This window comes from Phocaeicola oris, from assembly GCF_021295095.1.
In the GTDB taxonomy this organism is placed as follows: domain Bacteria; phylum Bacteroidota; class Bacteroidia; order Bacteroidales; family Bacteroidaceae; genus Phocaeicola; species Phocaeicola oris.
On the sequence record NZ_JAJLQX010000007.1, the window covers coordinates 25,783 to 50,050 of the forward strand.

The 24,268-nt window shown below is 39.2% G+C and carries 24 protein-coding genes; 16 read left to right on the plus strand and 8 right to left on the minus strand.

Annotated elements, in window-relative coordinates; genetic code table 11:
* Positions 1-126: 126 nt before the first annotated feature.
* The 3 genes from gloA2 (at position 127) to LO761_RS05030 (ending at position 1,896) form a co-directional block, all read left to right on the plus strand.
* Positions 127-519 carry an SMU1112c/YaeR family gloxylase I-like metalloprotein gene (gene gloA2 / locus LO761_RS05020; protein WP_272817237.1) on the plus strand — a complete coding sequence of 131 codons (393 nt, stop codon included), beginning with the start codon at positions 127-129 and terminating at the stop codon, positions 517-519.
* Positions 520-737: 218 nt separating this feature from the next.
* Positions 738-1,310, plus strand: a complete 573-nt coding sequence (locus LO761_RS05025) for an Ig-like domain-containing protein (RefSeq protein WP_272817238.1) — start codon at positions 738-740, stop codon at positions 1,308-1,310.
* Positions 1,311-1,401: 91 nt separating this feature from the next.
* Entirely contained in the window at positions 1,402-1,896 is a 495-nt protein-coding gene (locus LO761_RS05030) for an RNA polymerase sigma factor (RefSeq protein WP_272817239.1), read from the plus strand.
* 136 nt (positions 1,897-2,032) lie between these two features.
* Here the strand turns inward: LO761_RS05030 and LO761_RS05035 are convergent, their stop codons facing one another.
* Positions 2,033-2,224 carry a hypothetical protein gene (locus LO761_RS05035; protein ID WP_272817240.1) on the minus strand — a complete coding sequence of 64 codons (192 nt, stop codon included), beginning with the start codon at positions 2,222-2,224 and terminating at the stop codon, positions 2,033-2,035.
* 19 nt (positions 2,225-2,243) lie between these two features.
* On the opposite strand from LO761_RS05035, the gene LO761_RS05040 reads away from it, so the two are divergent.
* The 10 genes from LO761_RS05040 to LO761_RS05085 all read left to right on the plus strand — a co-directional run bounded on the left by LO761_RS05040 (position 2,244) and on the right by LO761_RS05085 (position 14,998).
* Entirely contained in the window at positions 2,244-3,110 is an 867-nt protein-coding gene (locus tag LO761_RS05040) for an outer membrane beta-barrel protein (protein WP_272817241.1), read from the plus strand.
* Between the two features lie 45 nt (positions 3,111-3,155).
* Positions 3,156-3,551, plus strand: a complete 396-nt coding sequence (locus tag LO761_RS05045) for a hypothetical protein (RefSeq protein WP_272817242.1) — start codon at positions 3,156-3,158, stop codon at positions 3,549-3,551.
* A gap of 711 nt (positions 3,552-4,262) precedes the next feature.
* Positions 4,263-5,486, plus strand: a complete 1,224-nt coding sequence (locus LO761_RS05050; RefSeq protein ID WP_272817243.1) for a site-specific integrase — start codon at positions 4,263-4,265, stop codon at positions 5,484-5,486.
* A 206-nt stretch (positions 5,487-5,692) separates the two neighbouring features.
* Complete coding sequence (locus tag LO761_RS05055) at positions 5,693-6,373, plus strand: hypothetical protein (RefSeq protein WP_145992937.1); 681 nt, start codon at positions 5,693-5,695, stop codon at positions 6,371-6,373.
* Position 6,374: 1 nt separating this feature from the next.
* Positions 6,375-7,451 carry an XRE family transcriptional regulator gene (locus tag LO761_RS05060; protein ID WP_124139922.1) on the plus strand — a complete coding sequence of 359 codons (1,077 nt, stop codon included), beginning with the start codon at positions 6,375-6,377 and terminating at the stop codon, positions 7,449-7,451.
* A gap of 6 nt (positions 7,452-7,457) precedes the next feature.
* Positions 7,458-8,234, plus strand: a complete 777-nt coding sequence (locus tag LO761_RS05065; RefSeq protein ID WP_124139921.1) for a hypothetical protein — start codon at positions 7,458-7,460, stop codon at positions 8,232-8,234.
* A gap of 10 nt (positions 8,235-8,244) precedes the next feature.
* Positions 8,245-9,849, plus strand: coding sequence for a site-specific DNA-methyltransferase (locus LO761_RS05070; RefSeq protein WP_272817244.1), 1,605 nt, complete (start codon positions 8,245-8,247; stop codon positions 9,847-9,849).
* Positions 9,850-9,852: 3 nt separating this feature from the next.
* Positions 9,853-12,501, plus strand: a complete 2,649-nt coding sequence (locus LO761_RS05075) for a DEAD/DEAH box helicase (RefSeq protein ID WP_272817245.1) — start codon at positions 9,853-9,855, stop codon at positions 12,499-12,501.
* A 37-nt stretch (positions 12,502-12,538) separates the two neighbouring features.
* Positions 12,539-13,366 (plus strand): hypothetical protein, encoded by an 828-nt coding sequence (locus LO761_RS05080; protein WP_272817246.1) that lies wholly within the window; start codon positions 12,539-12,541, stop codon positions 13,364-13,366.
* A gap of 87 nt (positions 13,367-13,453) precedes the next feature.
* Complete coding sequence (locus tag LO761_RS05085; RefSeq protein WP_272817247.1) at positions 13,454-14,998, plus strand: RNA-binding domain-containing protein; 1,545 nt, start codon at positions 13,454-13,456, stop codon at positions 14,996-14,998.
* 60 nt (positions 14,999-15,058) lie between these two features.
* Here LO761_RS05085 and LO761_RS05090 read toward each other — a convergent pair whose 3' ends face one another.
* The 7 genes from LO761_RS05090 to LO761_RS05120 form a co-directional block, all read right to left on the minus strand.
* Complete coding sequence (locus LO761_RS05090; RefSeq protein ID WP_219453056.1) at positions 15,059-15,706, minus strand: hypothetical protein; 648 nt, start codon at positions 15,704-15,706, stop codon at positions 15,059-15,061.
* A 2-nt stretch (positions 15,707-15,708) separates the two neighbouring features.
* Positions 15,709-16,629, minus strand: a complete 921-nt coding sequence (locus LO761_RS05095; protein WP_272817248.1) for a relaxase/mobilization nuclease domain-containing protein — start codon at positions 16,627-16,629, stop codon at positions 15,709-15,711.
* Entirely contained in the window at positions 16,626-16,979 is a 354-nt protein-coding gene (locus LO761_RS05100) for a MobC family plasmid mobilization relaxosome protein (protein WP_006949112.1), read from the minus strand. The genes LO761_RS05095 and LO761_RS05100 overlap by 4 nt, the downstream gene beginning before the upstream one ends.
* A 141-nt stretch (positions 16,980-17,120) precedes the next feature.
* Positions 17,121-18,050, minus strand: a complete 930-nt coding sequence (locus LO761_RS05105) for a toprim domain-containing protein (RefSeq protein ID WP_272817249.1) — start codon at positions 18,048-18,050, stop codon at positions 17,121-17,123.
* A 482-nt stretch (positions 18,051-18,532) separates the two neighbouring features.
* A complete protein-coding gene (locus tag LO761_RS05110) occupies positions 18,533-19,723 on the minus strand; it encodes a primase-helicase family protein (protein WP_272817250.1) in 1,191 nt (396 codons plus the stop codon).
* Positions 19,724-19,726: 3 nt separating this feature from the next.
* The gene (locus LO761_RS05115; protein WP_004354446.1) at positions 19,727-20,020 is read right to left on the minus strand and encodes a helix-turn-helix domain-containing protein; all 294 of its coding nucleotides are present in this window, start codon (positions 20,018-20,020) and stop codon (positions 19,727-19,729) included.
* A 124-nt stretch (positions 20,021-20,144) separates the two neighbouring features.
* Complete coding sequence (locus LO761_RS05120) at positions 20,145-21,065, minus strand: hypothetical protein (protein ID WP_272817251.1); 921 nt, start codon at positions 21,063-21,065, stop codon at positions 20,145-20,147.
* A gap of 446 nt (positions 21,066-21,511) precedes the next feature.
* Between LO761_RS05120 and LO761_RS05125 the strand changes: the two genes are divergently transcribed.
* The 3 genes from LO761_RS05125 to LO761_RS05135 all read left to right on the plus strand — a co-directional run bounded on the left by LO761_RS05125 (position 21,512) and on the right by LO761_RS05135 (position 24,266).
* Positions 21,512-22,849, plus strand: coding sequence for a site-specific integrase (locus LO761_RS05125; protein ID WP_272817252.1), 1,338 nt, complete (start codon positions 21,512-21,514; stop codon positions 22,847-22,849).
* A 7-nt stretch (positions 22,850-22,856) separates the two neighbouring features.
* A complete protein-coding gene (locus LO761_RS05130) occupies positions 22,857-23,777 on the plus strand; it encodes a DUF6043 family protein (RefSeq protein WP_272817253.1) in 921 nt (306 codons plus the stop codon).
* 174 nt (positions 23,778-23,951) lie between these two features.
* Entirely contained in the window at positions 23,952-24,266 is a 315-nt protein-coding gene (locus tag LO761_RS05135; RefSeq protein ID WP_004342657.1) for a helix-turn-helix transcriptional regulator, read from the plus strand.
* Positions 24,267-24,268: the final 2 nt, after the last annotated feature.

Sequence of the window (24,268 nt, forward strand, 5' to 3'; positions counted from 1 at the left end):
TTGTAACCCCAATTATGCTATAGCTAAGTGAATTAGAATATAGTATTATTAAATTATAATATATATGTGTAGGTAAGCCTCATTACAAACAGAGTGTAATAAATACAATTAAAAATTCTATACCTTATGCAAATCAAAGCAGTTCATCATATTGCAATCATAGCTTCAGATTATATGCAATATCTTCGATTCTATACTGAAATTTTGAACCTTAAAATAATAAGTGAACATTATAGGGATTCACGCCAGTCGTACAAGACTGACCTTGCTCTGCCGGATGGTACTTATGTTGTGGAACTCTTTTCTTTTCCTTCACCACCACAACGGGTTAGTCACCCTGAAGCTTGCGAGCTCCGCCATCTTGCCTTTGCCGTAGCAGATATAGACAAAGCGATAGCTGAAGTTACAGCCAAGGGCGTAGAATGTGAACCTGTAAGAATAGACGAATATACAGGGCGCAAATTCACCTTTCTTCAAGATCCGGATAAACTTCCCATCGAACTTTATGGAGTGCAATAACCTTGACGTATAGCCCAACAATACGCTTTATCGTCAGTCAATAAGAGAATTATGTCATTGCCAAGACTAGCACCACACTTTAGGTTGCCGGTCTTGTTTTTTATGGATGAAAAAAAAGTTTGTTTCCGCAGGCAAGGTTTTCAGGACATCGGTATTATATAGATGAGCGCTCAAAAAAAGAACAACAGTAATAAACAAATAAAAAACAAAAGATAAAAATGAAAAAGTTCAATATCTTGAAAGTAATGATGATGGCTGTTATCAGTATCTCTGCTATGACATTCGCTTCGTGCGACAACGATGACGACGAGCCCGTTAACACATTAAAACTCAATCCTGCAAAAGTGGAAATTGCTCCGAAAGCTACCGCTACGGTGACTATCGGAAGTGGTATGGCTCCGTTTACGGTAAACTCGTCGAATACGAAGGTTGCAACGGTCAAAACCAAGGGCAAGACAATCACAATCACAGGTGTTGCCGAGGGTAGTGCAGTCGTGAAGGTAACTGACAAAAGCAAACAGACAGGACAGGTTATCGTGACCGTGAAGGCTGCATCGTCTTCATTGACTGTTGACAAGAAGTCAGCGGAGATGGCTGTCGGAAAGACGGTTGACGTTACCGTATCGAAGGGTACTGCGCCTTACACCGCAACAGTAAAAGACTCGAAAGTCGCGACTGCCAGTGTCAAGGACAGCAAGATTACCATCAAGGGTGTCAAGGCCGGCAAGACAACAGTCACCGTGACCGACAAGAACAAAAAGTCGGCAACCATCAACGTAACGGTTAAGTAACGAACTGTCATTCGGGATGAACGTGATGCATAACGAGAACTACAGCGAACAGGAACTGATAGACGGAGCAAGGCGAGGCGAGCAAGAGGCCATGAAGAGGATTTACCTCTTGCACGCCCGCTACTTGACCGCTGTGTGTTCTCGTTATGTAGTCAATCCTGAAGATGTCCGCGACACGCTTCAGGATTCTTTCGTTGCCATATTCGGGAATATCGACAAGTACCGGCCGAAGGAAAACGCTTCGTTAAGGTCGTGGATGACAAGAATCGTCGTAAACAATTCGCTACAGTTTCTTCGCAAGAGCGAGAAAATGCAGTTTATCAAATCGGTGGACGAATACGCTGACGTGGTAGAAGAAACGGCGGAAACAGACGACATTCCATACGAAGAGGTGAGGAAACTCATAGGCGAGTTGCCCGCAGGCTATCGCTCCGTGTTCAATCTTTACGTATTCGAGCGGAAAAGCCACAAGGAGATAGCCCACATTCTCGGAATAAAAGAAGACACATCGGCTTCGCAATTCCACAAGGCGAAGAAGATGCTTGCAGTGAAAATAAATCAATATAAGGAAAGGAGCGACAGATGAGTGATTTCGATTGGATAGAACATTTGAGGAAAGAGGAGGAGAATTATCTTCCCGAACCGCCGGAGGAGCTTTGGAACGGCATTGTGGACAATCTGCCGACGAAAAGTCAGCATCGCATCGTTCCATTGTGGTTGCGCTATTGCGGAGCGGCTGCTTGCATTGCGTTGCTCATGGGTATAGGTTCGTTGTTTTTCAATACTCCCATTCCAAATGACCAATTACCGCAAATAGCCAAGAGGAGCATAGGCAAAAGTATTGATACGCCGAAGCCGCAAGTCACTACACCGGGCGTGATTACCACCACGCAAGCCATCCGTCTGGCAGACACTGGAAAATCTCCCTTGCAAGTGGTCGCGAACGATGACACGATAACGCATGACGAAGAACCGATACAGGGCGAACAAGTCCTTCCATCAAACGGCAAAGAAGAAAGGAAGAATGGCAAAGTCGAAAAGAAAACCGATAACAAACGAAAACGAGGCGGTTATAAGGATCTGTGGATTACCGACCGTATGGCTACGAAGTCGAAGAGCCGAAAGGCAGCTTCTGTATCACTCTATGCAGGCAACATCATGGCAAACAACACTTCGACCCAAGATGATTTTACTTCAAGTGGCTTTGGTCAGGGAGAACCATCGGAGGGGAACAATCCCTATGATGACATCTTCAAACTTAACCAAGGGATGGACGTCGAAACAAAAAAGCATTATAAGCTGCCCGTGCGTACCGGCATTCGTGTATCGGTACCCTTAACCGAAGCCCTTGCCGTAGAGAGTGGCATAACGTACACGTTGCTGTCATCATCAATGGAATCGGGTTCCAACGAGAATTACTATCACACGGAACAAACGCTCCACTATGTTGGCATTCCGCTGAAACTCCGCTACAAGTTGTGGAACAGCAAGCGTATCGGCATTTATGTTAGCGGCGGTGGTATGGTAGAGAAATGCGTATCGGGCAAGGCCAAGACGAAATTTGTCATCGGTGGCAGCAAAAATTCCATTGAAGAGCAAAGGGTAAGCGAAAAACCGCTTCAACTCTCTGCCACACTCTCCGCAGGTATTGAAGCCAACATTGCCAGAAACACAAGCCTGTTCATCGAACCGGGTGCAAGTTATTACATTGACAACCACAGCTCCGTTGACAACGTGTATAAAGACAAGCCATTCAATCTGGACTTAAATATAGGTATAAGAATAAACTTTAATAATTAGTTGTATATGAAAAAGTTATTATCTATCGTTGCTGCTGCGATATTCATGGTATCGTGCGGCATGACAGACAAAGCAAAACAAGTTGATTACATCGAAGCGCACGGCTACTTTGTGCGTAATGATGCACCGTCCCATCCATCCTGCTACTACGACAGCAAGGAGACGTTCGACAGCATTTTCGGCTGTGCAGCCTTTATGGGAGAAGGTGGTACCCCCACTCAAATAGATTTCACCCGTCAAAGCGTCATCGCCGTAATAGGTTGCGAAACCAACTGCCCCACGAAGTACATTCCGGTTTCACTTATGTCGCATGCCGACACTCTGTGTCTGAAGTACAACGTGGAAGAAGCTGATCCTACCACATATACAATGATTCCGCTTCTTCTTTTAGTATTGGATAAGGCTTATGCTTCACCTAATATCAAGTTAGAAAAGCAATAAGCATATACCGACCAAAAGAGCGGAAACAGGCTGCCCAGCTATAAATTCAGACCTTTACTATTGTCCCTCTGATAATGCCTGATTCACGGAGATTGAAAAGTTTGAGCTTAAGCACATGGGATTACCCGCATAATGTCCGTTGATTTATTTAATATGTTAATATGTCTTGTCCTGATATAGCTTGACCAAATAGATAAGCTATATCAGGACAAGACACTTCATTTGAAATTGTTGAATAGTTACATTTTATTGCTGTTTGTACCTTGATGGTTCTTCAACTACTCAACATATTGATTTTCATTAGCATTACAAATTGCAAAGCAATCAATATTTAAAGGCATTCAACCACATTTAGCGAGGGAGAGAATGAAGTTCTGCGGGAACAAATTGGGAACAGGTGAGGTAAAAAGAAAACAGCTAAGTATTGATTTTTAAATACTTAGCTGTTTTACCTGTACCCAGACCCGGTACAAGGTAGTGAAAACAAGAGAAACGAAAAGAATATATAATGATGATAATCAATAATTTACATTTTTCTTATTTTTGCTAAATTAGCCCATTTTTGCTTGTTTTTGGTTAGATAGTACACTTTTAGTACACTTTGATATTCGAAACTTTTTAGTACCTTTGCAAAATAAGAAAACATCTGAAAATAAATGAGTTAATGATTTTACTCGGTTTGATACGCATTTAGGTACATAACTATCAATTATGGCAAAGTTAGAGAATAAAGCAAAGGAAAACCCGAAATTGGAGCAAAATGTGCTTGCCGATGGTCGGATTAGTCTCTATTTGGAGTATTATCTCGGTAGAGAAGAAACACCTATTTTGGACGATAATGGCAAGCCTGTTTTGTATGAAACAGGTAAGATGGTGGGTAAGCCCAAAGTTCACATCAAACACAACAGACGAAAAGAAAATCTGCAGTTGTATTTAACAGCCAAGCCACGCACTCCTGCCGAGCGACAGCAAAATAAAGAAACGCTTGAATTGGCTGCCAATATTCGTGCGGAGCGTGAACAACAGTTTAAGGAGAGTATGCTTGGTTATCGCCTGAAGAAAGACAGAAATGTCAACTTCTTAGACTATTATCAGGCTTACATTGATAGCTATACCAAGAAAGACCTGCGAATGATTAAGATTGCCTTGAATCGTTTTAAGGACTTCTTGAAAGAGTACTATCCTCTCTATGAGTTTAGTATCAAGCCCGATTTGATAACAAAGGAAATGATGGAAAGGTTTGTGGAGTATCTGCAATCGCGAAGTGTTGGTGAGGGCGCAAAGAGCATTTACCAGCGTTTCAAGAAAGTGGTGCGCTATGCTATCGACCATGAAGTGATGTTGAAAGATCCATGTAAGGGTGTGGTGTGCAAGGTTGACGAGCAGATCTTGCGCAAGGATGTATTGTCTATGGACGAAATCCAATCTTTAATCCAATGCCATTACGACAACGAGAACCCAAATGTTAGACGAGCCTTTATTCTTTGCCTATATTGCGGTTTGCGTTTCTGCGATGTGAAAGACCTGACTTATAAAAATATCGACTACACCAATCACCTGTTGAAGTTTGAGCAGAATAAGACTAAAGGACATTCTGCCAATAGTGGCGTAATTATCCCTTTGAATGATGGTTTGCTTTCATTGATAGGAGAAGCTCCAGAAAACTTAGACACTTCCATTTTCAATTTACCCACATACGAGAGTTGTTGCAAATCTGTAAAACGGTGGGTAAAGCGTGCGGGCATCAATAAACACATAAGCTGGCATTGCGCCCGCCATAGCTTTGCTGTGAACATCCTGAATAATGGTGCTAATATCAAGACCGTAGCCAGTCTATTGGGGCATAGTGGGTTGAAACACACCGAAAAATATACTCGTGCAGTGGATAAATTGAAGGAGGACGCCATCAATAGCCTGCCAGCACTCAACCTATAGTGTTGATCCATTTATTGGCGAAGAGATAATATCTTTTTCTTTCGCCAATAAGCAATCATTGTTCTAACGAAAGAAGAAATTTAGTCCATGTTGCGCATATATAGCAAGGAGTGCATACTATTATTCTAATAGACGAAATATTTTTCAATCCAAAGTACACAAATTTTTTATAAAATTATGCGCATTTTATTTTAAATATTATGCGTATGTTAAAATTTTTGTTTATCTTTGCACCAAAAATTTTTATTATGATTAGAAATAATATTTCATTTTTGAGAAATCATTCGTTATTTCTCTTTACAGACGAAGAAATGAATCCCCGTCAAGATGCTAGTCGGGACGACGTTTTGAAATTTTTCACCCCTTTAGCCAATAATATTGTTGCTAAAATCCTTGAAGCGGGAGACTGCTATTTGCAATATGCAGAAGGGCATGCAATCGCCCGCCGTGAAAATACCTTCTGTACAAGTAATATGCATGGATTGATAATTGAACATCTTTCCCAATTAGAAGGTGTCCGAATAGCTCAAATCAGCAAAAGAAATTCTATTTTAGAGATAGGGAGTTATAAAGTCTGGATAAAAAAACTTGATGATAATGGAATGCCATGGGTAAATATTACGAAGTCTTCCACCAAGAGAATATACCAAAAGGCAGAAGGTGATGACACTTTGCCTATGCTAATTCTTGGCTATCAGTTGGATGAAATCGAAAGAGTTTCACATATTTATATATTATATTTGGAAGGAGATCAACATCTTTGGGCACCTATAGATATTGGTGATATTGCTGCATCGAACCAAATCTTAATGACAAAAAATCCTTCTAGTGATGAGCCAATGGTAACAGTGAAACCAGAAAAACAAAGAGGCAAGGAGGCCGTATAATATGGTTAACGGGAAATGCATAAAACTTGCAAGGGAGAGTCGAGGGCTTTCTCAAAGTAAGTTATCCGAATTGTTGGGCATTGCTCAAGCTACCCTTTCGAGATTTGAAAAGGGTGTGTTAACAGTTACCCCTGAATTTGTCTCTAAAATAGCTAAAACACTTAACTATCCTGCATCTTTTTTTGAAAAAGATATCCGTATCGCAGGCGAAACAAGTCTCTTTTATAGGAAAAGATCTTCAATGACGGTAAGGGAGCTCTCTATTCTTGAAAGCAAAATCAGTATTTTGAGCAAAAGTATAGATGAGATGCTGGAGTCAATAAATATTCCCGAATTGAGAATTCCCTCTATTGAGCCTACTGCAGATAATAGTCCACAAGAAATAGCTTATAAGATTAGGAATTATTTAGGTATCTCTGCAGGCCCAATAGATAATATCGTTTCATTGCTCGAAAAAAATGGCGTTATTGTAATGTTCTTGGATGTTGATGATATGGATAAATTTGATGGTCTAACAATGTTCACAACAAATCAAGCTCCAGTAATTTGGATAAATCGTAACATTCCTAATGATAGAAAACGATTTAGCCTTGCCCACGAATTAGGTCATCTTGTAATGCATTTACGTTCAGAGAATTTAGAGAAGCCTGAAGATCACAAAGAAATAGAAGCTAATGAATTTGCAGGAGAGTTTTTAATGCCAGAGAGTCAATGCAAAGAAGATCTCTATAATCTTAAATATAAAGATTTAGGGATGAAGAAATATTACTGGAAGGTTTCTAAGGCTGCTATTATTTATAGAGCTAAGGAGTTGAAATGCATTTCAGAGCAAACATCAAGATACTTATATGTAACTCTTGGTCGACATGGAGAAAGAAAAAATGAGTCTGTTCAAGTTCCAATAGATAACCCTAAAATTGTAAACAGAATGTTTGATTTACACATTTCAGAGCTCAATTACTCAATGGAAGAATTATCAGACATAGTTGGGTTAATGCCAGATGAGATTAATTCAGAACTGTTTAGCGAAAACAAATCTGTATCAATAAAACCACGTAAAATATTGCTTAATTTTTGAAATAACATGAATACAATAACAAAATATTATGCTGATGCATATGGACCTGATATAAAGGCTTTGGTTGCATGTGTCCGCAAAGCATTTGAACTTGCTGATTCTGATGACAAAGTAGAATGTGTCGTCTTCTATAGTTATACTAAAAATAACTTTATGCAAGTAGGTAAAATATTTGGTGAAGATAATGTAAACCAAATGTTTTCTCGGCCTATGAAGTTTAAGGAGTGCACTAAGCCTATAAAATGTGCCACAGAAATCACATATAAAAGGGAATGTCAGTATAAAAACATGCCTAAAGATGTTGTAGTATGCTGTCACATGGATTCTGAGGCTGTCTTTAAAGTAGATGACTATATGACAGCCAAATATATCATTGCACTTTCATGGAACATGGAAGGACTTAATGAATGGAAAATGAGATGGCATGCACAGAACGTATCAGGCTCGTTTGCTGATAATGAGTCAAAACATGAAATAGATCCGATCTTACCGATTGCCCTTCGTGAGATGGATAATCGTATGTTCAATTCAAAGAGCTTGGCACATCCAGATGATGAAGAATCGTGTAAGACTTATGTTCGTACTATTCATAAATATCTTCAAGGAGTAACACCTTCTGATATAGAAAATTATTTAGTGACAGAACTTGGATGGAATAATCGGGAATCCTCAGAAGTGGGAAAGTTATTACAACGCCTGAAGGATGGTAGGACTTTTCGAGGGGGACAAAAAACATATTTGAAAGAATACTATAATCATTGGAAACAACAATTGATAAAGTAACATAACAGATATGCCTACATTACATTGGTTGGGAAAAGACAAGGTCGTTAACCATCATGCGGAAGTACCGTTCCGTGTGTTGGAACATAAATATGGATATCGGGGGGATAACCCTTCTGATACCTCTGAAACTCATAGTGGAAATAAGATTATTCATGGAGATAATCTCGAAGCGTTAAAGGCATTATTACCAGAATATGAGGGACGAGTAGATTGCGTCTATATAGATCCTCCCTATAATACAGGCGAAGAGGGCTGGGTGTATAACGATAATGTGAATGACCCACACATACGCAAATGGCTCGGAGAAGTGGTAGGTGTCGAGGGCGAAGATCTTAGCAGGCATGATAAATGGCTTTGCATGATGTATCCAAGGCTAAGGCTACTCCAGTTGCTATTATCCAGTACAGGAATTATTTTTATAAGTATTGATGATAATGAATATGCGAATCTAAAGTGTATTTGTGATGAAATTTTCGGCAGCACAAATTTTGTAGCCACTTTTATTTGGGAAAAAAGAAAAAATAGAGAGAATAGAAAGGTTGTTTCATGTCGTCACGATTATATCCTTTGCTATTGTAAAGATATAATGAAGACAGATAGATGCCTGCATCTCTTACCCATGTCGAAAGAAGCATTGAGTAGATATCAAAACCCTGATAATGACCCACGTGGCTTATGGAAGTCTGACCCAGCAACAGCACAAGCAGGACATGCCACTGAAAGCCAATTTTACACATTGATAGCTCCAAACGGAAAAAAACATACTTTACCAAATGGACGCTGTTGGTTATATACAGAAGAGGTAATGCGGCAAGCTATTGCCGATAGACGAATTTGGTTTGGAGAAAGTGGTAATAATGTTCCGCGAAAGAAGACATATCTAAATGATAAAGATAGAGGATTAACCCCTGAAACCATTCTCTTTGCTGCTGATGTGGCTACAAATGAAATCGCCAAGAACAATTTAAAAAATATCTTCTCTGAACAAATTCCTTTTACGACACCTAAACCATTCCAATTGATAGAACACCTGATTCAAATTGCAACTGATGATGATAGTATTATCCTCGATTCTTTTGCAGGCTCAGGAACGACAGCTCATTCTGTGTTAGATGTTAATTTTAATACGAAGGGCAACAGAAAGTTTATCTTAATAGAAATGGAAGCTTATGCAGAAAGTATTACTGCGGAACGAATACGCCGGGTAATCAAAGGCTACGGAGAAGGGAAGAAAGCTGTTGAAGGCTTGGGGGGCTCTTTCGATTACTACGAATTAGGTTCTCCTCTGTTCAATGAAGATGGTAACCTAAACGAGCAGGTCGGTATAGGAAAAATGCGTGAATACATTTATTATACAGAGACCCACGATTACCTGACAAATCAGCAAACAGTGGATTATCCCTATCTGTTAGACTACAAGGATGGTACGGGCTATTTTTTTTATTACGAGCCCAATGAGATCACAACTTTGTCGTATGACACATTAAACATAGTACCCAAGACTGCAGACCATTATGTGATTTATGCTGATATCTGCACGATTAGTAAAGAGCAGCTGGCGCAATTGAATATTACATTCAAGAAGATTCCTCGCGACATCAATAGATTTTAAAGTATGCAACTGAAAGAATATCAACATCAAGTGCTCCGAGATCTGGAGCAATATATTGAGGCTTTGAATGGTAGCAAAAGTCTCTCTGTTGCCTATTCCCGATATTGGGGAAACAGAGGGGTTTCGGTGAATGGATTCAGTAACAGCTATCTGCATCCCTATGTCAATACCGTGAACGGTGCGCCGCGTGTAACGCTGAAAGTTCCCACGGCAGGCGGTAAGACATTCATTGCCTGCAATGCTATTAAGAGGATTATGGATAACCTGCAAACAGGTGCTCCTAATCGGGTTGTGGCATGGTTTGTTCCCAGCGATACCATTCTCAAGCAAACTTTGGAGAAATTACAGGATGCCACTCATCCATATCGTCAAACAATAGATACGCTTTTTTCCCACCGCGTGACAGTAGTGGACAAGGAGGCTGCGCTGATGGGGCAAGGCATTAATCCTGTGCAGATGCACGATAATCTGACCATCTTCGTGTTAAGTGCTCAGTCGTTTGTGGAGACCATCCGTGTGAAGAAAGATAAAAGTGTAGAGCAATTGAAGCCTCGTGCTTTTCGAGAGAATGGAAACTTCCTTGAACATACGCAATATTATGTTCACCCAGACCAGTTGATTGACAATGCAGACCCAACGGCACTCATACAGGTGATAGCCCAGCAGAACCCGTTGGTGATAGTAGATGAAAGTCATAACTTCAAGGCCGATCTAAGAGTAGAACTGCTCAACAATCTATCTCCCCGATTCATATTGGAATTGACAGCAACTCCACGCGACAATAGCAATATCATCAGTTTTGTAGATGCCATGCAACTGAAGCGTGAAAACATGGTGAAACTTCCCGTTATCGTGGAAAATCGCAACTCGCCTAAAGATGTGCTTGTTTGTGCCATCCGAATGCGTAATAGTCTGGAACAACATGCCGTTGAGATGGAAAAGCATGGTGGTAGATACATCCGTCCAATTGTATTATTTCAAGCTCAACCAAAGATTGATAACGACAACATTACTTTTGATAAGATAAAAAATAACCTTATTGGCTTTGGTATTCCTGAGGAGCAAATCAAAATCAAGACGGCTAATAAAGACGAATTAAAGGGCATTGACTTGATGAGTCGTGCTTGTGAAGTAAGATACATTATAACCGTAAATGCGCTGAAAGAAGGTTGGGATTGTCCCTTTGCCTACATTTTGGCAACATTGGCGAACAAAACAAGTCGTGTAGATGTAGAACAAATTTTGGGGCGCATACTCCGTCAGCCATATACCACCCAGCATCAGAATCCTTTGCTCAATCTTTCCTATGTTTTCACAAGTAGTAATGACTTCCGTGATACAGTTGAGAGAATCATTCTTTCGTTACAAAAGGCGGGATTCAGTAAAAAAGACTTCCGTGAAGTAAATATGGATAGTGTTGCTGAAGAAAAGAAAAGTATTCCCAATTTGTTTGATAAGCCACAAAATCAGGAGAAAGAGAATGAGGCAGAGGATGCTATCGAATTATCAATAGAAGAGGTAACTACAATCAAAGAAACGATACAGAACGATGCTCCAAGTAAATATATCCAAGACTTACAAAAGCAGGCGGAGCAGATGGGCAATGAGTATAATCGGAAAATAAATGAACAGTCACAAAGCGGAAACATCGATCCACTTGCGGCTATTATACCAACAGAAATGTATTATCCTATCAATGAAAGTTATAAAGAGGTAGTAGCAGAAATAAACCTCCCTGTCTTCTACACAAAGACTGTTGCATCAATATTCTCCGATGAGGAATGGATTCCTTTGGAAAAATCGATGTTATCGAAAGGTTTTGATTTGCCATCAAAGGATGCTACTGTAGATTTCACCATTGTCCGTCCACAGGGTGTTACTATCGATGTTGCGGAATCAGGCGATGATTATGTGCCAGTGCGTCGCAACAATCAGCAAGCCATAGACTTTATCCGACAGCAATATATGGATAAGTCCGCGAACACTCAGAAAGATATGCTAAGCAAGCAAATTGCAAGTATGATTAAGTTTGACAATGTTGTGGAGCCAGATATTAAGAAATACATAGATAGGGTGATTTCCGGGCTCGATGCCGATGCTATTGCTAGTTTGGTGGACAACCTCTACTTGACACGAGATACCATCAAAGAGAAAATAGAGATTCTTTTAAAGGATTACCAGAAACAGGTTTTCCAGCAATGGTTAAATGTGGGAAAGATTCAACTTAAAGGGCATTATACCTTTATTGATGCTATTGCAATGCCAAAAGAAGAAATGGTCGGCATCGATAAAGGGTTGTATGTTGCCGAAGAAACGGTCAATGACTTTGAATACGATGTCATTTCTGCCATAGCTGATAATCCCAATGTATTGTTCTGGCATCGTAATCGAGAAAAGAAGGATTTCTGCATTAATGGGTATATCAATCATTACCCTGACTTTATCGTTCGAATGAAGTCTGGAAACACTATTCTTGTAGAGACAAAAGGCGATCATTTAGTCAATGATGATTCGAGAAACAAGATTTGGCTTGGCAATAAATGGGCCGACCTTGCTGGAAGCGCCTATAAATATTTTATGGTATTCCAGACAAAAGAGATAGAAGGTGCAATTACTGTCAAGCAGTTGTTGCAGTATCTGAATGAACTGTAAACGATGGCAAGACATTGTTCCGAAAAAATAAATGAGTATGGATTTCTATTATTTACCCAAAGAATATCAGCAAACACACAAAATGTGTTTTGAACTCATAGGACAAATAGAAGAGTTCTTGGTCAGAGATGAATATAAGTTCTTACAGGTAACTACTTATCCTATAGATGAAGTAGAGATACCAAACATCCAAAAAGAAGATTTTGATGTTTGGGATTATTTAAGAGAACATAATCAGGCCGGTTTTAGATTGCAGCTAAATAAAAGTATTATCTTGGGACTATTAAAGGATTTCTGCTATTTTATGCAAGAGTCTTTAGACTGTTCGAACAAGATGCGATTAGTTGTAGCATATGCGTTATTAAGAAGACCGCTCGTGGATAACCTCAAAATATTATTGCGTTTTGTATATGATGATAATTTTTATGATGATTTTATCAAGCGCAATGATTACGATCCTGCCCATCTTAACGATGATACACTTAGGGAATACTTGGATAAAACGGACTCTATAAGGATGGCAAATAGTATTAAAGGATCATTCATATATGAATGTATTTATAAAAAAGAAAATATGGGGTCTATTCTGAATTTATCCAATAGAGCAATTCATCCTGTTACAACAAGACCATGGAATAAAACTGGAGAAATGAATTTTAATTTTATGTTTGCAACTCATGTTGATATTGAACACTTATGGCGACATTATTACGCATATCTCCCAGCAATATTACTATTTTATGTAGAGTTGTTTAATAACACTATTTTCTGTCTTTTTGAAAATGAGATAGATAAGGACTTATACCCTAAGAAAATAGAAAAGATAGTTGATATAATGCAAAAGAAACCAAGCAAAACGCAGTAAATGAATATTAGCCATATACTATATGGCAATGATGCATATATATAAGACAAAAATAGCCGTTATACTAACAAATGTAAAGTATTAGAAATGACAATACAAGAAATAACAACTCGCAAAGAAGAACAGACTTTTGATTGCAAAAGTATTCAAATAGATCCAAAGGCATTGGCTATTACCATTGTTGCATTTGCTAATGCGGATGGTGGGACAATTGCTATTGGTGTATCTGATAAGACGAGGAAGATAGAGGGCGTGGATCAATATACGGAGAAGCTGAATGAGCTGCTGCGTGTTCCTTTAGATTTCTGTAATCCTTCCGTGCCTATTACCAGTGACCTGCTACCCTGTACTGATAAGGATGGGAATGACAATCACATCTTGTTAATGTACATCCCTGCAAGTTCGGAGCTACACGCTAATCAGGCAGACGAAGCCTATATGCGTGTTGGTGATAAGAGTAGAAAGTTGTCTTTTGAAGAGCGTATACAGTTGATGTACGACAAGGGCGAGCGTTATTATGAGGATACGGCTGTGTATGGTGCTACGGTAGATGATATTGATATGGCTGCTGTCGAAAGATATACGGAATTGATAGGTTATACCAAGTCTGCAAAGCAATATCTACAAGAGAACAATGGATTCTTGACTATAAACGCAAAGGGAGAAGAGCAAGTTAGTGTGGCTTGTATTCTGCTGTTTGGCAAATATCCCCAGAAGTTCTTTCCTCGTGGGCGTACTCGTTTCATCCGTTATAAGGGTACAGAGGAGCGAGTGGGAGTCGAGATGAACGTGATTAAGGATGTAACCTTTGAAGGAACGATACTTGATCAGGTGAAAGCTACGATAGCTTACCTTGAAACACAAGTGGAGGAGCATACTTTTCTTGGACAGCATGGACAGTTCGTAACCAATAGGGATTATCCAAAGTTTGTGATTCAAGAGATGGTGGTCAATGCTTGTTGCCACCGTGCCTACAATATTAAGGGAACGGAAATTCAGATTAAGATGCTTGATGATCGTCTTGTTTTTGAGTCGCCAGGTAGATTACCCGGAACTGTAAAGCCTACGAACATACGTCATACGCACTTCTCTCGCAATCCCAAAATTGCCCAATTCCTTAAAGCATACGACTTTGTGAAAGAGTTTGGCGAGGGCGTGGATCGTGTGTACAGAGAGTTGGAAGCTAATGGCACACCACATTTATCCTTCCATCTTGATGATTTTATTTTGAAGATCACAGTACCAAAAGTTATGTCAGAACAAGAAAAGTCTGTGAAAGAGAATGCAGATAAGGTAACTGATACTCTCTCGAAGGTATCTAAAAAGGTTACTGATAAGCAAGAAAGGGTATCTGATAGGGTTACTGACAAACAAACTAAGGTTACTGATAAGCGAGAGATGATCGTGAAAAAAACGGTGGCTAAAGCATTAGAAAATGGTGATAAATTAACGCAAAATCGTATTACCATCTTGCAGCTAATGGCTGAAAATCCCTATATAACCAAGATGGAACTTGCTTCTGCTGTTGGTATTAGTGCGACTTCTATTATGCGTAATATCGAATATATGCGTAATAAATACCTCCGTCGTGTTGGACCAGATAATGGTGGTTTCTGGGAAATCATAGAATAATATGGCATTATAGCAAGCCCGACCAAGTTTCCCGTTTGGTTGGGCTTGTTCCGTATAGAGTTACTTCAATTTTCTTTGCATCAGACTGTCTGCCTTCTGCTTCAATTCCAAGTCGTACCCATCAGCTTTCTTCTTGATTTTTCCGATTGTGGTTTCGTTACGATGAATATCAAACACATCGTTGAGCCATAGTATTTCCTTCGGGCTGCAACCTCGCCATACTCTGATAATTCGGAACTTTAAAGCATCGTCATTATATTGCTGTTTGCTTTGCCACAGCCAGAAGTTGCCGACCAAAGAAACAAGAAAAGCAACTGCTGTTATAACCACATAAGTAAAAACTTTAGACGACTTGATGTCAAAGCTATGCTTGTGGATATGTTCTTGCGGTTGTGGTTGCTTTTTCTGCTCCTCCCACTCATGTAGCATAGTCAATACGCTTGCCACCAATTTATCAATAGATTTGGCTTCCTCATCCTTGATACGTATTTGTATGGCTATATACTTATTGAGTATTTCCTTCGTCCGTAGTTCATACTGTTTGAGCAATTCTTGGTCTTGTTGCTCATTACTTTGCGCTGGAGCAGTAGGTGTAGGAAGAGAAACAGAACTGATGTCCTTTTCTTTAAGTTCCCTTACTTCCTTATAAATTATTTCCAACTTATTCTTGATTTCCTCAAAGAGGACAAATGTATTATTATCTGCCATAGTTATAAATGTATTTTACGTTTTTTCTTTTTCTTCTTTTTCTCAAGTGTATTGTAAACTTCTGCTGGGAGTGTGCCGTGAGACTGAAATAGATCTAATCCTCCCTCGATGAAGTCATTAACAAGTGTGCTCGTAGCATCTGCAACATCTGATATAAGATTGACGGTTCCTTGTGCCTGTTGACAGTTTTCTTTGTTATTCTGCTGCAAGGCAAAATCAATCTTGGAATAACTGCAACTCCTGTCCACCTTTGAGCCATTGAAGTGGTAGCCGTTCTTCTCAAAGATAATGCCTTGCACTTCCTGTGTATTGCCTTTATACTTAAAGCGCACATCAATCCCTTCATTTCTCAGGTGAGCGAGTAATGATTTCCAAATCCTGCTTTTAGGAATCTTTTCCCTTAAAGCCTGATAAATCTCATACTTGGTCTTGTCTGGTTCTTTCAAGCGGTGTTCCTTGATTTTTTCCTTGCCACTGGCAAAGTATAAATCATATTTAGTGGTCAGTTCCTTACAAATCTTCTCGCTTCTGAATCTGTCGTTTTTGTCGGAGATGGTCTTGCCGTGATTGTCTATCCTATTGAAAGCAATATGGACATGCGGATGATCCTTGTCAAAATGGCGACCTATGATATACTGCGTATCTTTTATCCCCATTTTCTCCATATACTCACGAGCGACTTGTGTCATGAACTCGTTGCTTAATTTGAGAGAATCCTGTGTGGAGAAACTCAAGGAGATATGTCCGACGACCTTACTCACTCTTGGGTTTAGATTTGTTTGATCGATGAAGTTCTGAATGATGTGGCTAATATCATCTGTCCTTACACCCGAACTATCTATAAGTTCCGTTCCCTTCTTCGGATCGAGGATGTAGTTAATAACACCCTTGAAGCCTGAACCTTTCATAAGCTTAGCTATCATCTTCGTATCAAATTTAGGATTTCATCAATCTTGGCAAGGATAAGTTTATGGAAGGGCGCAATAGCATAGAAGCCGTCCGCATTGGCACGATGTGCCAACTGATTGAGATTGTTTGCCATACCACACAGCTTGCGGATGAAGTCAGCCTGCTCAATGGTCAAGCGTTCAATCACATTTCCTTTATCGAGAACTTTTCTTACAAATTCACTCATGGATATTCCTGCGCTTATGGCTTTGCCTTTGAGTGTATAGTAATCCTCAGTGGTAAGTTTTACCGTGATGCGGTATTTCTTTTTTTCGGCTGCGCCTTTGGTTGGACGACCGCCTTTGTTGTATTCTGATTTAGTCATAATTGTTTCTTTAATTGATTTGATGGAGACCAGCGGGATAATCCTCTACACCTATCTTGGGAGGTGGAGCAAGTGGTTTTGGTATGCCCAAAACATAAACTTGCTCCCCGAAAAATAGAAGGTATGAGGCATCTACCATATTTATAATCCAATACCCTTATTTCTTTTTATTTCTGCTTTCTTTGGTTGCTTAATTTCTGCACATAGATACTCGTTGAAGTCCTTAAAGCCATTGTATAGCGTGGAGCAATTAGAAACAGAATCGCCTAATTCTTTGGCTAATTGTTGATAAGCATTCCTGCCTGCATCATCATTATCCAAGTAGCATTGGATGCTGTCGTAATGCGACAATTTCTCTGTAATCTTATGAATATTTGATACAGAATTGAGTACCACATAATCTTGTTGGCTTAACCCCGTCCGCTGCGGATTCTTCAGTTTCCTTAATGTCATAAAAGACAAAAAGTCCATAAAGCCCTCGAAAAGGCAACAATTCTTCTTCGACTCATGGGCATAGAAAACACTAATATCCTTTGGAGCAATGCAGCCTTTGAAGAATGGGTTGCGTATTTCATACCCACCTGCGCTATTGGGAAAACCTATCCCAAAATAATGCTTACCATTAGAGTCGTAATGAAGTTCTTTACACACAGTGGTAGCTACCTCCATATCAATGCATCTTTCATGTAAATATCTGATAAGGGCAGGGTGCGCTAAAGGTAGAACTTTTAAGTTCTCAAAGGGTTGTGTGTGTTGCGGTGATTCCTTCTTTGAATGAGGAAAAGATAAGGGATGCACACAGGCTGGGGCATTGCGTTCTATCTGCCTAATAAGATAGGACACATCGGAAGACTTATATAGTTCCTCTGCCAGAGCAATGATGTTTCCACCTTTTCCTATCCCGAAGTCATACCATTGGTTGAGATCTGTATTTACCTTGAATGAAGCTTGGAGCTCAATACGAAAGGGAGAGAGATACCACAACTTGTTACCTTGTTGTTTGATAGGTGTATGTCCCAGACTCGCAAGAAAATCTTGCAGCTTTATTGTTTTAATTTCTTGAATGTTCATATTACAGTGAAGTTGAATGGTTTGAAAAATTGATGATTTGATGAAATGAAACATAATCTACTCGTTATAAACGACTTATGTACTCATCGTAGCTTCATCACAATGCCTACCAAAGTAGAATATACTTTTATGCTTCTTAGAAGTGCCAAAATCTCGATTTCATTACTTCGTTATTTCCCTATCTCGCTTTTTAACCTTTTCCCGAAATACAGAGATTTCTCCTTTATTGCATACCTGCCTTTGTTTAGCAAGTTGTACTTTTGTGCGGACAAAAGTGTTACCGATTTAACAAAATCGGGAAATGGGGTCGCAACTCACGTAAAGGAGCCAACCAAAAGAGAAACTTGATATATTTCTCTTTTGGATAGTACAGAATACCTCTTTCATCATTCCTTTATACTGATGAGCAAAAGGATGAATGAGCAAGATGTTGCCAATCAGGAATTTATATGCTTCTTTCATCATTTCATCAAAATAAATGATTAAATGTTTGTGAGTAGTTCTTTGGTCACGGTGTAATATCTACCTGTCCGCTTGATGGGCGAATAGTTCCTGAAGCTATTGTAGTCTATCTGATAGGTGAGATAGGTAAGGCTGTTGGGAGCCGGCGAAAGTTTCCAAATATCCTGTACAATCCTTCGGACTTGGCTTTTGTCAGCCTTGCAGCCTGTGTTGTTTAGTAGGCACACCATATCATTGATACAGAAAGAATATTCGGTAACCATCATCTGCTCCATTACTTCTAAGCAGAGCTCGGACATTTCTAACTCTATCTTGTTTCTATTGCTGCGTATTATACGCTGTAGAGCGGGTGTAAAAGTCAGCTTGGGTGCAAACCACATACGACTTTCCTTTTGGGTAGATAGCGTGCGATGCTGCAGAAAATAAAGAAAGGCTGGAATTTCGGCTTTCAGCTTTTGCAGAAAGTCGGTATCATCGCTTTTAAGACGTTCTATCTTCCTGACCCAATATCGGGTTTCTCCCACGTCAATGATGACAGGGAGTAACTCGTTATTGGAACAGAGCACAAACTTGGCAAAGAAGGAGATTTCATCTCGGTCTTTGCCTTTTGCTTCCACCTTATAGGAAAGCGTTGTACTGAGATTTTTCAACCGTTCACTATCCTCCCTGCGGTTGAGCAATACCTCGTCCACGACAATGAGCAGTTTACCAGCCCAATCAACATTGAATTGGCTGCGAAAATCCTCGTTGGTGTTGAAAGTAACATTGTTTTGGAAAACAGCTTTAAGAAAGTTAAGGAACGTACTCTTGCCTGTGTTGCGTTCTTCTGACACCATCAGGAGAATGGGGAGTTTCTGCACGGGTTGGAGATAGAGCAATTGCAAGTAATCCATGCCCAACTCGTATTGTTCCCCGAAGATATGCCTTATCAGGGATTCGATGTGTAGGAACTCTCCTTCTTTTGGCTGGTGTCCTATCGGCTCGTAGAGATTCAGAAACTTGTCAACCACTGGTTGATAGTTCACGTGGTTAGGTACGGTACAGAAACCATCGTACTTCGGGACAGTGGCAATGAAGTTCTTACCATAGTCCTGCCGTAGCGTCTCATTGTTCCACACGATACGCTTCTTGACAAAACCGCCATTGATGCGTGGTTGGTTCACAATCTTATATAAGGTTGTGCCAACACGGATAAATTCTTCCTGTGCCATGAGCTATTTCTGCATTAAGGGTTTGTTGCCCATGATATACCTTTGAGCCTCTTGATTTATCTGTGCTGTGGTCTTAATAGGATTCTGCCGTAGCCACGCTTCAAGTTCTGCCTTCTCAAAATAAAGCATTTTACCTTGTGGCTTGTAATGAGGTATCAGATTTCCCGATGTGAGTTTGTAGAGATAACTCTTTGAGAGGTTCAAGAATCTGCTGGCTTCTTCAAAACTCAGCACGTTCTTATTCATGAATACCATTTGTTCGAGTTCTTCAACTCGAGTTTCTAATGTCTTGTTCATATTGAAAACATTTTGAATTAAACAATATGAAGGTGCACCTTCGCTAATTATTTGTTAACGAGGGCAAAATTAGAAACGATAAAAGTAAATGGCGTTGAGCAATGTTTGAGGTATCAACCTATGCTCAACCTTTTTTCAGTTGTTTGATGTAGTTATCAATGGTTTCCCATCCTTTCGGCTGCTTCATGTTGATTTGGTCTGTTGCGGTGGAAAGGTCGGTGCGTGTCAGTGGCGTATCTTTTGTTTTCCCCAAGACAAGTTCATTACGAGCAATCGCAGATTGCCATTCATCAGTAATGAACCCTCGAAGATTAAGACTTTGCATGAGATATGCCAGCTGGCGATTGTTGTTTGATTTCAAAACACCTTTTAGTTTACAAGCAAAAAAGTCTTTGAGTAACTTGGCAGATATGTGGGTCGTGAATAATTGGATTTCGTTGATGCAAGCGGTAAGAATCTCAATTTGCTCATCTGTAAACTCGGATTGAAATGGATTTATTCCTTTACCAACGATGACCGGTTTCTTTTTCTGCTCGCATGGTTCATCATTTACCAAAATTGAAGGGCGAGGCTGAACGATTTGTACCTCTGTCAATTCAATTCGTTCGATTTCTCCTATGAGATATTTTGCGTAGCGTTCATACAAAATAGCATCGACAAGGTAAGAGAACATTGGCAGGGTATCATTATAGTGGGTATGTGTCTTAATGTACTTCGTATATTCAAATGAAGATACGGAGAAAGAGGTATATTTCTGTTTTTGTTCTTTGGTCAGCGATTCAAAGAATGTGCTTTCCCACAAAAAGTCGGCAGCATTGTAGTATTCCTCTACACATGCGAGGGCAGGATAATTCAGATAAATGAAAGAGAGTTCATCGGTTATTCGGATATATTCTTTCTGCAAAATCTCTTTGAGCTGCATATCACTAATACAGCCTTTCTTCCTCAGAACATTTCCTATGAGGATATTATAGGCTTGGGTAATACAGTAGCTTAATATCTGCTGAATACTGTCAAGCTGTATCTTTAGATTGTCATTTTCCATTTTTGCAATTTTCTAAGATAGGTATTGTTTACAAAGATAGGGCATTCGTTGGAGAAAAAGCCAAGAAAGGGAAATAAACAGAATAAAAGGGAAGAGTTGTCGTTAATTAAATATAAATCTGAGTGGCGAAAAACTATAAAAGTATACCTTTTTCATTGTATTGTTATATAGTACACTTTTAGTACATTCTGAAAAAGAAAAATCCCTTGTAAATCAAAGACTTACAAGGGATTTGTAGTACCCAGAACCGCATTTGAAATATTAAATATGGGAACATTTTAATTAACCCTATTAAACTTAATAGTTAAACATAAATACCTTGTAATCAATGCAATAAAAGAACACTGCGTTTAATCTGATTGAAAAAGATAAAAATAAATTTAGGATGATTGGGAACAATTTGGGAGCAATTTATTATCTTTGCAGCAGAACTAAAGGCATTAATTATGAAAGTTACAGCATTCATTCGTAAGACGGCAAAAAAGTACGATACAGATAGTATGGCAACAATCTATTTTCGCTTGCGTGATGGTAAGAAAGATATTAAGGCTGCAAGTGAACTTGTTATCAATCCGAATCATTGGAGTAGTGAAAAGCAGGGCTACAAAGATCGTGTTGCGCTGGTTTCAGAAGAAAATAAGTTGCACTTGTCCCAAAGTATTCAGGATATTGTATCAAAGATTACCAAGCAGTACACGGCAGAAGCTGATAATGAATGGTTGGCAATGATTATCGACAAATATCATCATCCTAATCGATATAAGACAGAGGAAGAGCTGATGTCAGAAAATAAGCCTAAACTTTTGGAACTCTTTGCTAAATTTCTTGTTGAACATAAATTATCTGTGGTACGTGTGAAGAACTTTAAGGTTATTCAGCGTTCTTTGGCTCGATATGAAATGTATGTCAGAACCGTTAAACGTGGTCATCGTGACTTTATTCTTACTGTTGATGATGTGACAGCTGATACTTTGAGAGATATGTGGGATTTCTTTGAAAATGAACATATCTACTATGAGAAATATCCTAAGTTGTATGAGGCTTTTCCTGAGAAACGAGTACCTTTACCAAGAGGCAAAAATACCTTAATAGACAGATTTTCTCGTATAAGAACGTTCTTTATATGGTGTTATGATAGAAAGATAACAACAAATCGTCCTTTCGATGAGTTCCCATTAGATGAATGTACCTATGGTACACCTTATTATATTACACTGGATGAGCGTGACCAAATATATAATGCTGATTTATCAGGGTATCCACAACTTGCAGTTCAACGAGATATATTTATTTTTCAGACTTTGATAGGTTGCCGAGTAAGCGATTTGTATAGATTGACCAAAAGAAATATAGTGAATGAAGCAATAGAATACATTCCTAAGAAGACAAGGGAAGGCAATCCTATTACGGTCAGAGTACCTTTGAATAGCAAAGCCAAGACAATATTGGCACGTTATGAGGACTATAAAGGAACTAAACTATTTCCATTTATATCAGAGCAAAAGTATAATGTAGCTATTAAGCGTATTTTTCAGGAAGCTGGTGTAGATAGAATTGTAACCATCTTAGACCCTTTGACGCATGACGAAGTAAAACGCCCTTTGTACGAGCTAGCAAGCAGCCATTTAGCAAGACGCACATTCATTGGTAATATCTATAAGAAGGTAAAAGACCCGAATTTAGTTTCCGCATTATCAGGACACAAAGAGGGGAGCAAAGCCTTTAGACGGTATAGAGATATTGATGAAGAAATGAAGAAAGATTTAGTAAAACTTTTAGACTGATTAGGCTATGAAAGGAAGTTTTGAAGATTTCAAACAACTTATAAAAGAGTGGCTTGATACACATCCTAAAGAATATGGCTCATTTGTTGAGGAAATGAACCGTAAGGATAGTGCTGGGTTTCAGAAAGTCTTTATGTTAGTTGTAAAGATTGTACCGAAGTACAAGAGTGAGGTCAAGAAAAGAATGTACAATGATACACTGAAAGATTTTTCTGATTTGGAAGAGATGCTTACTAATTCAACCCTTGCAGAACGATTGGTACATGAATTTCATGACACTAATAGACAATCTATCGTTCCTGCAATGCTTGCGTGGCTGTATTTTGGCAGAAGCTACGAGTGTATGGTAGAGCAGGGGGAGAGCCTTATTCATAATAGTAAAACAAATAGAGTTCATAGATGGATTTTGTCGTTGCTGGTCAAATACATTATTCATAAAAGTATATCTTCTGGAGAAAGAACTAAGGAGGACTGGGAGGAATTTAGATTGTATAAGTGTTCCTTGTCCACAGATACTGTTGTTGAATCTGCATTGGAGGAAGCAATCACTTCCGATGATAATAAGAACAATGTTAACAAGAAGCGTGGCAGACCAAAGGATGAAAGGAGTCTGAAGGAACTTCTGAAACCAGAAGAAAACGAAGAGCTACTTTCTAAGATAAGGAATAGAATATTAACCAAACCAAAAGAGAAAGATATTGTTTATCTCAAAATCGCTTTGGAAGAAGAGGGGTTGCTCCATGAATGTGATATAGCACCATTCTATAGAGCATTGTCCGAGTATTACAATATTCGTTTAATAGGACTTCGTGGTGTTCAGAATGCTTACAAAGAGCTTACTGAGACTATCGGAAAGACAGGAATAAGGTTGATGGATAAGGGAAAAGACCGTGCTTCGATAGATGAATTCAAGACCTTTTTATCCTAATAACAGTTCGTTTAATTCGTTTAATATTTAAGCGAATTAAGCGTTTTGCAATTCGTTGAAAATCAATCATTTTTCGATATAAATTTGCAGTCGTCATCTCAACCGAGGTGGCGACTTTTTGTTTGCAAGCCACCGACAACAGGAAGTCAAACAAGCTGGTGGAGTCTAAAAAATATGACCGATATTTTATCTATCATTCAAGGCTCTAACGCACATGTGCGATTAGAGGTGTCTGGTGAGGATTTGTTGGCATTTTCCAACGACCTTATTAACCGTGCAAAAGACGAACTTACAACCATCGTTGAAGAATCACGCAAGGAACGCTTTCTTTCTAAGGAAGAAGTAAAACAATTATGTGGAGTCTGTGATGCTACCTTATGGCATTGGGGCAAGAAGAACTATCTGAAGCCTATAAAGGTAGGGAACAAGGTCAGATACAGAATGTCTGATGTGCAGAAAATCTTAGGTAACGCAACCTCAAAAATCTAATA